Consider the following 13,148-nt stretch of genomic DNA (forward strand, 5'->3'; position numbering starts at 1 on the left):
ATCTCTTGACACAAAACATGAACGTTTCTAGAACACTACGGAATTGATCCGAAGGAACCCGGCGATGCTGACGCGCAAGCAATACGACCTGCTGCACTTCATCCACGATCGCCTGAGCCGGGATGGTGTTCCCCCGTCCTTCGACGAGATGAAGGAGGCGCTGGACCTCCGCTCGAAATCCGGCATCCATCGGCTGATCACCGCGCTGGAAGAACGCGGCTTCATCCGACGCCTCGCCCACCGGGCCAGGGCGATCGAGATCCTGCGCCTGCCCGACAGCCTCGAGAGCGGGAGCCCGTCGCCGGGCAGGGCGCGGGAGATGGCGGGCAGCGGAACGGGGGACGCGGGCGCCGCGGTCATCCCGATGCCGACGGCCGCCGCCTCCTACGAGCTGCCCGTGATGGGCCGGATCGCCGCCGGTACACCGATCGAGGCGATTCAGCAGGTGTCGCGCAACATCGCCGTGCCGGCCGCGATGCTCGCGAGCGCGGGCCGGCACTACGCGCTCGAAGTCCGGGGTGATTCGATGATCAACGCCGGGATCAACAACGGCGATGTCGTGGTGATCCAGGAACGCGCGACCGCCGACAATGGCGATATCGTCGTCGCGCTGATCGAGGGCGAGGAGGCGACGCTCAAGACCTTCCGCCGCCGCGGCGGCACAATCGCGCTCGAAGCGGCCAATCCCTCTTACGAGACCCGGCTCTATCAGGACCATCAGGTCCGCGTGCAGGGAAAGCTCGTCGGCCTCATCCGGACCTACTGAGGTCAGCCGCTCCACCCGTCGAAGCGGCCAGGAGCGCCGCCATGGAAGCCACGCGCCGCATCGGGATCAGCGGCGTGACAGGCGAGATGAGATTCGGGACGCATGACCGGCCTCCGGTCGGATGAACCGCTCGCGCGCCCGAGACACGTCGGACCGGTCGGCCGCGGTTCCGAGAACTAGCCACGCCCCGCGCCGCGATCCGGACCGGGCACGACGACGCGCTCGATCCGCCCCGCGTGGCGCTGGGCGCTCGATCAGCTCATGCCGACCCGGCGCAAGCGCCGCGCGCCGCCGCGTGACTCGGATGCTGCGTTGGCGGGATCGGCCAGCGAGCGGACCAGCGCGATCAGGGATGCGCGTGTGTCCGGGTCCGGGATCGACAGGAAGGCATCGTCGAGCATCGAGAGTTCGGCCTCCTTGGGCGACCCCTCCATCTCCTCGAAGCCGGGCCGCGCCCCGAGCCCTTCGTAGAAGTATTGCACGGGCACCTGCAGGATGCGGGACATCAGATAAAGCCGTCCCGCACCGATTCGGTTCGATCCGTTCTCGTATTTCTGCACCTGGCTGAAGGTCAGTCCCAGCTGCTGGCCCAGCCTGCTCTGGCTGACCCCGAGGTATTCACGCCGCTGACGCATGCGTCGGCCGACATGCGCGTCGACAAGACTGGTCTTGTCGGCCAGGGCCGTCAATTCGTTCATGGTACGCCGCCCCCTGCTCGTTCTCCGTCGCGAGACCGCGATCGGACACCCTCCCGGCCGTGTCGACTCTCCCCATCGGGGGAGAGTCGGGATTCTCACGTCCGGCCCCATCCGCCGCTTGACCATAATCGTGATCCGGGCGGCTTCGCGAAACCTGTCCTATTGTACAGGCGCAGGGGGGAGTTTTCGGCGCGGCCGGGCCTATTCCGCCGCCATCAGACGCTCGGGCGCCGGGATCGCGGACATCTGCAGCACCGCGTACTTCCGCCCGTCACTCTCGCTCGTATACGGCTCGCCGAGCCGGTGTGCGTCGAAGCCGAGCTGGCGCAGCCCCCGCATCAGGGGCAGCGGCGAGAGCGAGACCAGAGCCTCCGCCCCACGCGAACGCGCCGTATGGACCAGCCCGTCGACGATCAGCGTCAGGCAGGTCGCGCGCTCCGCGTGACCCGCGACCTCCTCCGACATCACCAGGCGGGTGCATTCCCAGACCTCGGGCGTCTCGATGTCGGCGGGCATCACCTCGGGCGGGATGCTGCTGAGCTCGCCCCGGAGCGCATCGCGGAGCATGTAGGTATGCGTCCCCCAGCGCGCCGTCGTCGGCATGCAGCGCGCGCCGCCGATGACCCTGTCACCGCGCAGCACGAGCGAATAATGCGCGAGCGGATTGTCGTACTGGTCCATCTCCACTTCGTCGTCGTGGGGGATGTCCCATCCGAGCCCATCGACGAAGAAGGTCTTCCGAAGGCGAAGGAAATCGTGGAAAGCCGCGCCGTGACGGTGCTGGCCGAGAAAATCGAATGTGATATTGCGCATGACTCATCCTCGTTCTGGATGAGTCAAGCTAAGCCCGCGGCGATCCCTCTGTTAATCTCCCATGCGGTCGGAACCGGCCAATAATCGCCGAGAGCGGCGAAAAGACTCAGATCATTCCCAGCATGGTCGCCTTGGCCGCCGCCTGCGAGCCCGTCTTCGCGCGGAGTTTCAGCCGGGCGCTTTTCAACCGCTGCTTGATCGCGCTCTCCGAAACGCCCAGCGCGCAGGCGATCTCCTTCATCAGAAGGCCGTTCTTGACGAGGCCGAGCGTCTCGAGCTCCGCCGCCGTCAGGTTGCGCGGCTGCTCGTGGGCGTCGTGCTGAGCGCGCAGGAGCGTCGTCAGGTGCTCGAGTTCCTCGGTGGCGAAATCGCGGTCGGAGCGACAGAAGAGGCCGAAGCTGCGCTGCCCGGCGCCTCCGTCGTCACGACAGCTTACCGCCGCGCCGAAGAAGAGCCCATGGGCCTTGGCGAGTTCGAGCACGCCGAGCCGATCATGTATTCCGAGCTCGGTCCAACGCGCCGCGCCGTCGTTGTGGTAGCACCAGGCGATGGCGGGATCGTGCACGATCAGGCCGCTCATCGTGTATTCGCGCACCCACAGCTCTGGAAGCTGGTTGTGCTCGACCATCGGAAAGGCAAAACCGACACGCAGCGCGATGTAGTAGCCTGCCGGAGCGAGATCCTGAAAATCCTGCAACGTCGTTCAACCTACTCGCCGAGGCACACGCGAAACGGGTCTTTCGCCTTCGCCTTCATGGCACTAGTTTCATCTGACTGTGACATTAGGGGGATTGGTGCCTCCTCGCAACCATGTCGCGAGCAAGAGGGGAAAATGGCTCAGCGGACGAGCATCGCGACACTGCTGCGGGAGTTCGACCAGCGAAGCCCGGCGGGTTTCGCGATCGCGCTCCACATACGCTTCACCTCCCCCGCCTATCTGTTCCAGACCTATCCGAAGCGCTGGATGGACCATTATTCGGAGCGTGGCATGGTCGTAAACGATCCCACCGTGCATTGGGGCGTTCAGAATCTGGGCCGGATCCGCTGGAGCGACCTGGAAGCGATCGACAGCGCCGGTGTGCTCGACGAGGCGAAAAACTACGGATTGATGAACGGAGTGACCGTTTCAATTCTGCGTGATGGCACCCGCACGATCGCGAGTTTCGCCCGCGCGGACCGCGACTACGACGATTTCGAGATGGACGAACTTGAGGAACTGCTGCTGCGCCTGCACCGGGAAACGGCGGATCTGCCGAAACTGGACCCGGCGGACCGCGAGGCGCTGCGCGAGCTTTCAGTCCGCCTAACGCATTGAGATCGCCTCAGCGAAGCCGTTCGATGAGGCGCATGGCGGCGGCCGGATTCCCCGCCTTCGCCCCCCCGATCACATAGAGGAACACGTCGCGCGCCACGCCGTCGGCCCCGGTGGAGTGCCCCCCGGAAGCCCCGCCGACCGCGGGCAGCCCCTCCGGCGCCCTCCCCTCGGCCCAGGCGCGGGCGCGGTCGGCCCAGCGATCCAGTTCCGCGTCCGAATAGCCGTTCGGCTCGTCCTCGCGCGTCCCCATGATTCGCGCGTAGACGAAGGGCGCCGTCACGTCCGGGATCAGCGGATGCTGCGAGTCGCCCGCGACGACCTGCGCCACACCGCGGGCTCGCAGCAGGTCGAGGTATTCGGGCACGGCGAAGCTCGGATGCCGCGCCTCGATGACATGGGCGATCGGCTGCCCCGCGACCTCGGCGGGCAGGAGTTCGAGGAAGGCGGCGAGATCCTCGGGGACGAACTTCTTGGTCCCGGCCAACTGCCAGTTCACGGGCCCGAGCTTGTCGCCCAGTTCCATGACACCGCTCGAGAAGAAGCGTTCAATTGATTCGCCCGCCTCCGCGAGCACACGGCGATTCGTGGTGAAGCGCGGTCCCTTGACCGAGAAGACGAAACCGTCCGGGGTCTCGTCCCGCCACTTGCGGAAACTCGCCGGCTTCTGGGAGCCGTAGAAGGTGCCGTTGATCTCGATCGAGGTGAGCGCCTCGCCGGCGTATTCCAGTTCCCGTTTCTGGGCCAGCCCCGCTGGATAGAACCTTCCCCGCCAGGGTGCGAAGGTCCAGCCGCCAACGCCGACGCGGATCCGTCCCGCCATGTCACACCTCCCCCGGGTCAGCCTCGCAGACCGGCGCGATCCTGCCCCCATCCCCCAGGACATGCCACAGCGAATCTCCCGCGGGAACGCATGATGAACATTCGCGCGCGCTCCGGCACGGCCGGCGCGGGCGGTACGCGTGTCGCGAGATCCCTTGTGGCGGTCAGGGCCGGCCGGTAGAGAGCGGACAGGGAGAGTCATCCATGCAAGAGCAGAATCTCGTCCGGGCCGCCCTCTGGATGGCGGTCGCGATCCTCTCGTTCTCGGCCATGGCCGTGGCGGGACGCGAACTGCTGGTCGAGATGAACACGTTCGAGCTGATGCTCTATCGCTCGGCGATCGGCTTCGCCTGCGTCTGCGCGATCATGGCCACGCGGCCGGCGGGCTTCTCGCTGGCCAGGACCAAGCATCTCCGGCTGCACCTGCTCCGCAACGTCATCCATTACGCGGGCCAGAATCTGTGGTTCTACGCGATCTCGCTCATCGCGCTGAGCCAGGTGGTGGCAATCGAGTTCACCAACCCGATCTGGGTCGCCGTGCTGGCACCGTTCCTGCTCGGGGAACGGCTGACCCGTGCCCGGCTCATCGCGGCGATCCTGGGCTTTCTCGGCGTGCTCATCGTCGCCCAGCCGGGCCGCGCGGAGATCGGTCCGGGACAGATGGCGGTCGCGGTCGCCGCGCTCTGCTACGCGCTCAACACGATCTATACCAAGCAGATCATGCGCTTCGATCACGTGCTGACGGTGATCTTCTACATGACGCTGATGCAGGGCGCCGCGAGCCTCGTCCTGTCGCTGCCGGGCGGCATTCCGGTGCCGCCGGCGAGGGACTTCCTCTATATCCTCGTGGTCGGCATCACCGGCGTCAGCGCGCATTTCGCGCTGACCTCGGCGCTGCGCTGGGCTCCCGCGACCATCGTCGCGCCGATGGATTTCGCGCGCCTGCCGATCATCGCCGTCGTGGGCATGCTCCTCTACGGCGAGACGCTCAGCCCGATGGTGGCAATCGGCGCGGCGATCATCGTGCTCGCCAATGTCGTCAACCTGCGCGACAGCGCGCGCCGCCCGCGGCCCGTCTGAGCCTCCTTCCCCTACCCGGCACACGCCCGCTCGCCCCGCCTATCATCCGCCCGACCCACTTCAACCGCGGCGGGCCTTTCTCCCCGGCCGGTGGCGTGCTAGTCGGACGCGCGGATTGGACCAGTCCGAAGGAACGAGGAGACGGACATGAAAATCGACGCGATCCCGGCGGGGAAGAACCCGCCCGAGGACATCAATGTCGTGATCGAGATCACGGGCGGCGCCGCCGGTGGCGCTCCGGTGAAATACGAGATCGACAAGGAATCGGGCGCGGTCTTCGTGGACCGGATCGTCAACACCCCGATGTTCTACCCCTGCAACTACGGATTCGTCCCGAACACGCTGCACGCCGACGGCGATCCGACCGACGTGCTCGTGCTCTGCGACTTCCCGCTGCAGCCGGGCGTCGTCATCCGCTGCCGTCCCGTGGGCGTGCTGAAGATGGAGGACGATGGCGGCATGGACGACAAGCTGATCGCCGTCCCCGTCACCAAGGTCGATCCGTTCCAGGCCCATATCAAGGACCTCGACGACATCCCGCAGAAGACCCGGGACCGGATCAAGCACTTCTTCGAGCACTACAAGGATCTCGAGGAAGGCAAGTGGGTGAAGGTGATCGGCTGGGGCCAAAAGGACGAAGCCGAGTCGATCCTCCGGACTTCGCTCGAGGCCGTCAAGAAGTGACCCCGGCCAGGCAGTGATTCCGGCGCGCCGGCCCATGACGCGGGCCGGCGCCCGGCTGTTGCGACGCTGCGTCACATTGCATGCGACCTGACGTCACCCCTTGACGGAAATGCCCGCTACCCGGAGAAGTTTCCAGAATACACGCCGAAGCTGTGTTTCTGGGAGGATCGATGGCCAGAACGGACCGTCAGCCGCGCTGGATTGCCACGCGCGCGCCAATTTTCGCAACCACCACCGCCACGTTCGCCGCCACGTTCGCCCTTGGGGCGGCGCTCGCGCCCGGCGCGGCGCATGCCGGAGCGATCGAACGGGCCGTGCCCGCCCCGAGCCGCATCCTGTTCGAGGAAGGCCGCTACGCCGAGGTGGGGCTGAGCTTCACCGATCCCGACCAGAGCGGCGGCGACGCCAATCTCGCCGCGCTTGGCGGGCCGGACGCGATCATCCCGGGCAATACCGGAGATCTCTTCGAGGATCACTGGAGCTACTCGGCGGCGTTCAAGGATCAGATCACCGACCGGTGGTCCTATGTGCTGGCCTTCGACCAGCCCTATGGCGCGGACACGCAGTACGGCGCGGGCAGCTTCCCCGCCGGGGTCTTCAGCTACGACGGCACCAACGCCGATCTCAACACCTATCAGCTGAGCGCGATCGTCGCCTATGACGCCACGCCGAACATCAAGGTCTTCGGTGGTGCGCGGGCGCAGCGGCTCGACGCGAGCGCCGCGATCCCCTTCATCGGCCCGCCCACCCTGCCCGGTTACACGGTCGACGCCGATGCCGACTGGGGCTACGGCTACCTCCTCGGCGCCGCGTACCACATCCCCGAGATCGCGCTCCGCGTGGCACTCACCTATCATTCGAAGATCGGCCATTCCCTCGACACGAGCGAATTCGACAGCATCGCCATCCCGGGCGTACAGGACGGCGGCACGACCACCGACATCGACACGCCGCAGTCCGTGGCGCTCGAATTCCAGACCGGTGTCATGGCGAACACGCTCGTCTTCGGGTCGATCCGCTGGGTGGACTGGTCGGAGTTCTCGATCGCGCCGCCGACCTATACCGCGCTGACCGGCCGCGATCTCGTCGATTATTCCGAGGACTGGTGGACCTACAATCTCGGCGCCGCGTATCAGTTCACCGACGATCTGGCCGCTTCGTTCTCCGTGACCTGGGAGCCATCGGTCGGTGGGGAGCTGACGACGCTCGGCCCCTCCGACGGCCGGACCACGGCCAATGTCGGGGTCAGCTACGACTACGGGAAGGCGAATTTCGCGGGCGGGGTCAGCTACGGCACGCTCGGCGATACGACGAACGTGCTCGGGACGGATTTCAACGACGGCTCGGTCTGGGCCGCCGGGCTGCGGATCGGCTACAGCTTCTGATCCCACACTTTCTGATCGGATCGGGCGCCCCGCGCGGGCGCCCGAATTACCGAACCGGCGCTGGCCCTCAGACGATGAGATCGTGCGCGCCCAGCGTGATCCGGCCCTCGAAGGCGATCGCGAAATCCGCCGACCCGTCACCATCGGAGTCGATGACGAGCCGCGTGCCCTCGGCGGCGCGGTGATCGTAGCGGATCTCGGAGGCGCCGCCGGAAAAGGCGGAGCGGCCAACGAAGGACAGATCCGCCGCTCCCGCGATCCCGCTCAGGTCGATCCGGTCGTCCTCGCCACGTGCGAAATCGAGCACCAGATCGCGCCCGCGCAGCGTTGAATGCGCCAGGTCGTCGAAGACGAAACGGTCCCCGCCATCCCCGCCGCGCAGAACATCGGCGCCGGAGCCGCCTTCGAGCGTATCCGCGCCCGCGCCGCCCAGCAGGCGATCCGCGCCGGAGCCACCGTCGAGCAGGTCCTCCCCCTCACCGCCGCTCAGCCGGTCACGACCGTCGCGTCCCCGCAGCGCATCGTCGCCATCGCGGCCGAGCAGGCGGTTGGCGAGACCGTTGCCAAACAGGCGGTCGTCGAAGTCGCCGCCGTCCGCGTTCTCGATCTCGGAGAAATAGCCGAGGAACACCTGATCGTCCCAGAGCAGCGACCTGCCCTTGGCCCCCTCGTGGTTCCAGGTGCCGCCACGCAGGTCGAGCGTCACGCCCTCGTCGCTGTCGCGCGCGGTGATCCGGTCCTCGCCTCCGCCGTCCCAGATCAGCTTGTCCTCGCCGAAGGCATAGGTGTTGTCGTTCCGACGCGACGCGGCGGGTCCGTAGATGCTCTGCAGCGCGATGATGTCGAAGAGCGCCAGCCCGCCGTTCTCGCTGTCGCGGGTATAGGACATGACGGTATTCTCCGCGTGGTCCTCCCAGTCGGGCAACCGCGAGTCGCCCTCGAACGGGTGCTTCAGCCCGAGCGTGTGGCCGATCTCGTGCTGGGTCGAGATCGGCGAGGTAATGCCGACGTCGGAGTCGAGCCAGACCTCCATGCCGGACATGAGTTCGCCCGCCACCTTGTCGTAGAAGGGCATATAGGCATAGCCGGCCCAGTCGCCCTCGATATCGAACAGGCCGAAGTTCAGATCCGCCGTTCCGCTCACTTCCGTGAACCGCACATTCGCCACCGCCTCGTACCGGGCCAGGGCGCTCGCGACATCGGAGCGTTCGGCCGCGCCGTAGGTCTCGAACGAATCGCTCGGATCGCCATAGACATCCATCGCGTCGTCGGGCGCGCTCGTCATGAACCCGTAGGTCAGGCGCGCCGGCGCGCCGTCGCGCGCATTGGCGAAGGGACGGACGACCTCGTCCTCGCCATTCTCGTTACGCAAGGCATCGACGAAATACTCCGCCATTCTCGTTCCTCTCGATTCCGACCGAAACCCGGCCACCTGGCGCCTGAAATGCGTCGCGCCGGCTCCGTGCAACCCACCCGGACGCCGCGACGAATCCGGGCGGCCGGCGCGACAGACTAGCACCCGGTTCCGGCCCGTACCATCGCCGCGCGCCCACGCACCCGCCGCCCCGGAGAGCGAGACGGATTGCCAGAGGGGTGACGCGCGGTTAGCACTTGGCGAAAGACAAGGGCCCAGCATGATCTACCAAGCATGATCTACCAAACGCCCCGGGACTGGACCGACGCCACGCACCGCCGCGTCTCGCTCTTCGGCATGTCCGGCCTCGGCAAGACACGCATCGCAAGCCTGCTGCGCGACGAGGGCGACTGGTTCCACTATTCCGTCGATTTCCGGATCGGCACCCGCTACATGGGCGAGCACATCGTCGACAACTTCAAGCGCGAGGCGATGCGCAACCCCTTCCTGCGCGAGCTTCTGCGCTCGGATTCGATCTATATCGCCTCCAACATCACCTTCCAGAACCTCACTCCGCTCTCGACCTATCTCGGCAAGCCGGGCGATCCGGCGAAGGGCGGCATCCCGTTCGAGGAGTACCTCCGCCGCCAGCGTCAGCACCGCGTGGCCGAGATCGCCGCGACCCGCGACGCCGTGCCCTTCATCGACAAGGCCCGCGACATCTACGGCTACGGCCATTTCGTCTGCGACTGCTCCGGTTCGCTCTGCGAGGTGGTCGATCCGCGCGACCACGCCGATCCCGTGCTGCGCGAGCTTTCGGAAAATCTGCTGCTGATCTGGATCAGGGGCACAGAGACGGATGTGGAGAGTCTCGTCGCGCGGTTCGATCGGGCACCGAAGCCGATGTATTATCAGGAGGAATTCCTCCTTCGGCTCTGGGACGAATATCGCGCCGAGACCGGCCTCGCGCCCGGGGAGGTCGATCCCGACGCCTTCATCCGCCACGGGTTCCGCGCGCTCATCAATCACCGGCTGCCGCGCTACGCGGCGATGGCGGAGCAATGGGGCGTCACGGTCGAGGCCGCCGATGTCGCCGCGTTGCGCGACGCCGCCGATTTCAGGACGCTGGTCGCCGAGGCGATCGCGCGGAAATCCGGATGATCCCGCCCGCCGGCCATGACGGCGAGGCGGAAGCCGCCGCCCTCCGCTGCGAGCCGAACCGCCGCGCCCGCGCGGAGGACGGGCACCGGAGCGACGGGGCCGAGGACGGGCACAGCCACGGACACGGGCCGGGAGGCCATTCGCACGGACACCATCACGCGGCCAATGCCCGCGCGCTCGGAACGGTCGCCGTGCTGACCGGCGGGTTCATGGTGGTCGAGGCGGTCGGCGGGATCGTCTCGGGCTCGCTCGCGCTGCTGGCCGACGCGGGCCACATGCTGACCGATTTCGCCGCGCTCGTCATGGCCTGGATCGCGGTCCGGATCGCGCGCCGTCCGGCCGATGCCCGGCGCACCTACGGTTTCGACCGGGTGTCGGTGCTGGCGGCCTTCGTCAACGGGCTGGCCCTCTTCCTGATCGCGATCTGGATCACCTACGAGGCCTGGCACCGGCTCACGGAGCCCGCGCCCGTGCTGGGCGGGCTCATGCTCGCGGTGGCCGTCGCGGGGCTCGTCGTGAATATCGCGGGCTTCTGGATACTCACGCGCGGCGAGAGCGCGAACCTCAATATCCGCGCCGCCGTGCTGCATGTCGCGGGCGACCTGCTCGGCTCGCTCGCCGCGATCATCGCCGCCCTCGTCATCCTCTGGACCGGATGGACGCCGATCGACCCGATCCTCTCGGTGCTCGTCTCGGTGCTCATCCTGCGCTCGGCCTATCATGTGGTGCGCGACAGCGCGCGTATCCTGCTGGAGGCGAGTCCGAGCGGCTTCGATCCCGAGACGGTGGCCGCCGATCTCACGCGCGAGATCCCGGGCCTCGTCGCCGTGCGTCACCTCCACGCCTGGTCGATCAGCGAGGAGCGGCCCATGGCGACGCTCGAGGCGGTCGTCGCCGCCGACGCCGATCCGGCCGCGACGCGCGAGGCGATCAAGCACCGGCTTGCCGAGCGCTTCGCGGTCGATCATGCGACGGTGGAGATTCACATCGAGACCGAGGCGCCGATCGAGGTCCCGGATGACGCACCGGTCAGCGACCCCGATTGACACCCCCCGGGCCCACGCGGTTGCCGGGCGGGCCGGCAGAGGCTATCTGACGGCTCTCGTTCACGAAAGCGCCCAGAGATGCCGATCAAGATTCCTCAGAACCTGCCCGCCCATGACGTGCTCCGGCGCGAGGGCGTCATGGTCATGTCCGAGGAAACCGCGCTCAGGCAGGATATCCGGCCGCTCAGGATCGGGCTCGTCAACCTGATGCCGAAGAAGGTGCAGACCGAGACGCAGTTCGCCCGGCTGATCGGTGCGACGCCGCTCCAGATCGACCTGACGCTGATCCGCATGACCGAGCATCAGTCGAAGAATACCTCGGCCGAGCATCTCGAAGCCTTCTACCGCACCTTCCAGGACGCGAAGGCCGAGAAGTTCGACGGGCTCGTCATTACCGGCGCGCCGATCGAACATCTCGATTTCGAGGATGTCTCCTACTGGGACGAATTGCGCGAGCTCTTCGACTGGACCCAGACCAACGTCCATCACACGATGGGCGTCTGCTGGGGCGGCATGGCGATGCTGCACCACTTCCACGGCGTGCCGAAACACATCCTTCCCGCGAAGGCCTTCGGCTGTTTCGAGCACGAATCCGCGCCCCGCTCCGCCTCCCCCTTCCTGCGCGGCTTCGCTGACCGGTTCATCGTGCCGGTGAGCCGCTGGACCGAGATCCGCTCCGAGGACGTGGACCTGCATCCCGAGCTTGAACTTCTCGTCTCCTCCGAGGAGGTCGGCCCGTGTCTGATCGAGGACGCCGGCCACCGCGCGCTCTACATGTTCAATCACCTGGAATACGATTCAACGACCCTGAAGGAAGAATACGACCGCGACGCGGAGGCGAAGGGCGCGCCGATCCCGCTTCCCGTCGACTATTTCCCCGGGGACGATCCCTCCGCCCCGCCGGCCAACCGATGGCGCGCCCACGGGCACCTGCTCTACGGGAACTGGATCAACCAGATCTACCAGACGACCTCCTACGATATCGAGATGATCGGCGCCTGAGGGCGCCTCCCACCCACGCGAGACCGTCATGCGCGAAGAAGCGGAGCCCGGTGCCGGGCGCGACAGAGGCACCGAATACGCCGCGGCCACCGAGGAAGGCATCGTCGTCGTCGACGGGACGCCGATCCATTACCTGCGGGCCGGGACCGGTCCTGCGGTCGTGCTGATCCATGGCGCCAGCGCCAATCTCGGCGACATGAGCTTCGATCTGCTGCCCCGGCTCGCACGGCACCATTCGGTCGTGGCCTTCGACCGGCCGGGCCATGGCAGCAGCGGCTGGCCGGCGCGGGGCGGAGAGCAACTGGCGCATCAGGCGCGGATGCTGCGCGCCGCGCTCTCGAGCCTCGGCCACGACCGCGCGATCGTGGCCGGTCACAGCTACGGCGGGGCGGTGGCCCTCGCCTGGGCGCTCGAAATGCCCGCGAGCGTCGCCGGCCTGCTCCTGCTCGGCGCGCCGAGCCAGGGGTGGAACGGCGGCATGGGGATGGGCAACGACCTGCTGGCCCATCCGCTGACGGCGCCGTATTTCTCATGGGCGCTGCCCGCGATGATGACGCGCTCGATCCTCGACCGCCGGATCGAGGAGCTTTTCGCGCCGCAGCGGCCGCCGAGCGGGCTGGTCGCCCATGTCTCGCCCCGCAAGATCTTCGCTCCGGAGACGCTGCGCGCGAATGCCGTGCAGCTGATGGCGCTGAAGCGTCAGTTGCTGGCGATGGTCCCGCGCTACCCGGGACTCAGGATGCCCGTCGAGATCCTGCACGGGACCGAGGACGCGGTCGTGCCGATAGAGTTTCACGCGGAACGCCTGGCCGCGGCGGTGCCGGGCGCCCGGCTGACGCCGCTGCCCGGCGTGGGGCACATGCCGCACCATGTGGTGCCGCGGGAGGTCGAATTCGCGCTGGCCAGGCTGGTGGCGGCAGGATAGCGCCGCCGGGGCGGCACCTCGCGGGCACGCGCCAGACGCCGCGGGCCGGGACGTTGCCCGATGCCCCGCGCTTCGCCATAGTTCCCAGATGTCAACGAGG

At 67.3% G+C, this 13,148-nt stretch carries 14 protein-coding genes; 9 read left to right on the forward strand and 5 right to left on the reverse strand.

Features of this window, described 5'->3' with window-relative positions; genetic code table 11:
- Positions 1-64 precede the first annotated feature (64 nt).
- Positions 65-766 (forward strand): transcriptional repressor LexA, encoded by a 702-nt coding sequence (lexA, locus tag ACLJK8_RS04995; protein ID WP_413149002.1) that lies wholly within the window; start codon positions 65-67, stop codon positions 764-766.
- Between the two features lie 254 nt (positions 767-1,020).
- Here the strand turns inward: lexA and ACLJK8_RS05000 are convergent, their stop codons facing one another.
- The 3 genes from ACLJK8_RS05000 to ACLJK8_RS05010 all read right to left on the reverse strand — a co-directional run bounded on the left by ACLJK8_RS05000 (position 1,021) and on the right by ACLJK8_RS05010 (position 2,974).
- Positions 1,021-1,464 carry a helix-turn-helix domain-containing protein gene (locus ACLJK8_RS05000; RefSeq protein WP_413149003.1) on the reverse strand — a complete coding sequence of 148 codons (444 nt, stop codon included), beginning with the start codon at positions 1,462-1,464 and terminating at the stop codon, positions 1,021-1,023.
- 201 nt (positions 1,465-1,665) lie between these two features.
- Complete coding sequence (locus tag ACLJK8_RS05005; protein ID WP_413149004.1) at positions 1,666-2,277, reverse strand: acyl-homoserine-lactone synthase; 612 nt, start codon at positions 2,275-2,277, stop codon at positions 1,666-1,668.
- Between the two features lie 106 nt (positions 2,278-2,383).
- Entirely contained in the window at positions 2,384-2,974 is a 591-nt protein-coding gene (locus ACLJK8_RS05010) for a helix-turn-helix transcriptional regulator (protein ID WP_413149005.1), read from the reverse strand.
- A 135-nt stretch (positions 2,975-3,109) separates the two neighbouring features.
- Here ACLJK8_RS05010 and ACLJK8_RS05015 point away from each other — a divergent pair, with 135 nt between their 5' ends.
- Entirely contained in the window at positions 3,110-3,592 is a 483-nt protein-coding gene (locus ACLJK8_RS05015) for an autoinducer binding domain-containing protein (protein ID WP_413149006.1), read from the forward strand.
- A gap of 7 nt (positions 3,593-3,599) precedes the next feature.
- Here ACLJK8_RS05015 and ACLJK8_RS05020 read toward each other — a convergent pair whose 3' ends face one another.
- The gene (locus ACLJK8_RS05020) at positions 3,600-4,412 is read right to left on the reverse strand and encodes a DUF72 domain-containing protein (protein WP_413149007.1); all 813 of its coding nucleotides are present in this window, start codon (positions 4,410-4,412) and stop codon (positions 3,600-3,602) included.
- A gap of 203 nt (positions 4,413-4,615) precedes the next feature.
- Between ACLJK8_RS05020 and ACLJK8_RS05025 the strand changes: the two genes are divergently transcribed.
- The 3 genes from ACLJK8_RS05025 to ACLJK8_RS05035 all read left to right on the forward strand — a co-directional run bounded on the left by ACLJK8_RS05025 (position 4,616) and on the right by ACLJK8_RS05035 (position 7,560).
- Positions 4,616-5,491 (forward strand): DMT family transporter, encoded by an 876-nt coding sequence (locus tag ACLJK8_RS05025; RefSeq protein ID WP_413149008.1) that lies wholly within the window; start codon positions 4,616-4,618, stop codon positions 5,489-5,491.
- A gap of 147 nt (positions 5,492-5,638) precedes the next feature.
- A complete protein-coding gene (ppa, locus tag ACLJK8_RS05030) occupies positions 5,639-6,175 on the forward strand; it encodes an inorganic diphosphatase (RefSeq protein WP_413149009.1) in 537 nt (178 codons plus the stop codon).
- A 170-nt stretch (positions 6,176-6,345) separates the two neighbouring features.
- Entirely contained in the window at positions 6,346-7,560 is a 1,215-nt protein-coding gene (locus ACLJK8_RS05035) for an OmpP1/FadL family transporter (RefSeq protein ID WP_413149010.1), read from the forward strand.
- Positions 7,561-7,627: 67 nt separating this feature from the next.
- Here ACLJK8_RS05035 and ACLJK8_RS05040 read toward each other — a convergent pair whose 3' ends face one another.
- Positions 7,628-8,956, reverse strand: coding sequence for a M10 family metallopeptidase C-terminal domain-containing protein (locus tag ACLJK8_RS05040; protein ID WP_413149011.1), 1,329 nt, complete (start codon positions 8,954-8,956; stop codon positions 7,628-7,630).
- A gap of 252 nt (positions 8,957-9,208) precedes the next feature.
- Between ACLJK8_RS05040 and ACLJK8_RS05045 the strand changes: the two genes are divergently transcribed.
- From ACLJK8_RS05045 to ACLJK8_RS05060, 4 genes are all read left to right on the forward strand, one after another.
- Positions 9,209-10,075: an ATPase gene (locus tag ACLJK8_RS05045; protein ID WP_413149012.1), complete on the forward strand. Its 867-nt coding sequence runs from the start codon at positions 9,209-9,211 to the stop codon at positions 10,073-10,075.
- Positions 10,072-11,121, forward strand: coding sequence for a cation diffusion facilitator family transporter (locus tag ACLJK8_RS05050; protein ID WP_413149013.1), 1,050 nt, complete (start codon positions 10,072-10,074; stop codon positions 11,119-11,121). The genes ACLJK8_RS05045 and ACLJK8_RS05050 overlap by 4 nt, the downstream gene beginning before the upstream one ends.
- A 78-nt stretch (positions 11,122-11,199) precedes the next feature.
- Positions 11,200-12,123 (forward strand): homoserine O-acetyltransferase MetA, encoded by a 924-nt coding sequence (gene metA, locus ACLJK8_RS05055; RefSeq protein ID WP_413149014.1) that lies wholly within the window; start codon positions 11,200-11,202, stop codon positions 12,121-12,123.
- Positions 12,124-12,151: 28 nt separating this feature from the next.
- A complete protein-coding gene (locus tag ACLJK8_RS05060) occupies positions 12,152-13,048 on the forward strand; it encodes an alpha/beta fold hydrolase (protein WP_413149015.1) in 897 nt (298 codons plus the stop codon).
- Positions 13,049-13,148 lie beyond the last annotated feature (100 nt).

It is taken from the genome of Amaricoccus sp. W119, from assembly GCF_047275745.1.
Classification (GTDB): domain Bacteria; phylum Pseudomonadota; class Alphaproteobacteria; order Rhodobacterales; family Rhodobacteraceae; genus Amaricoccus.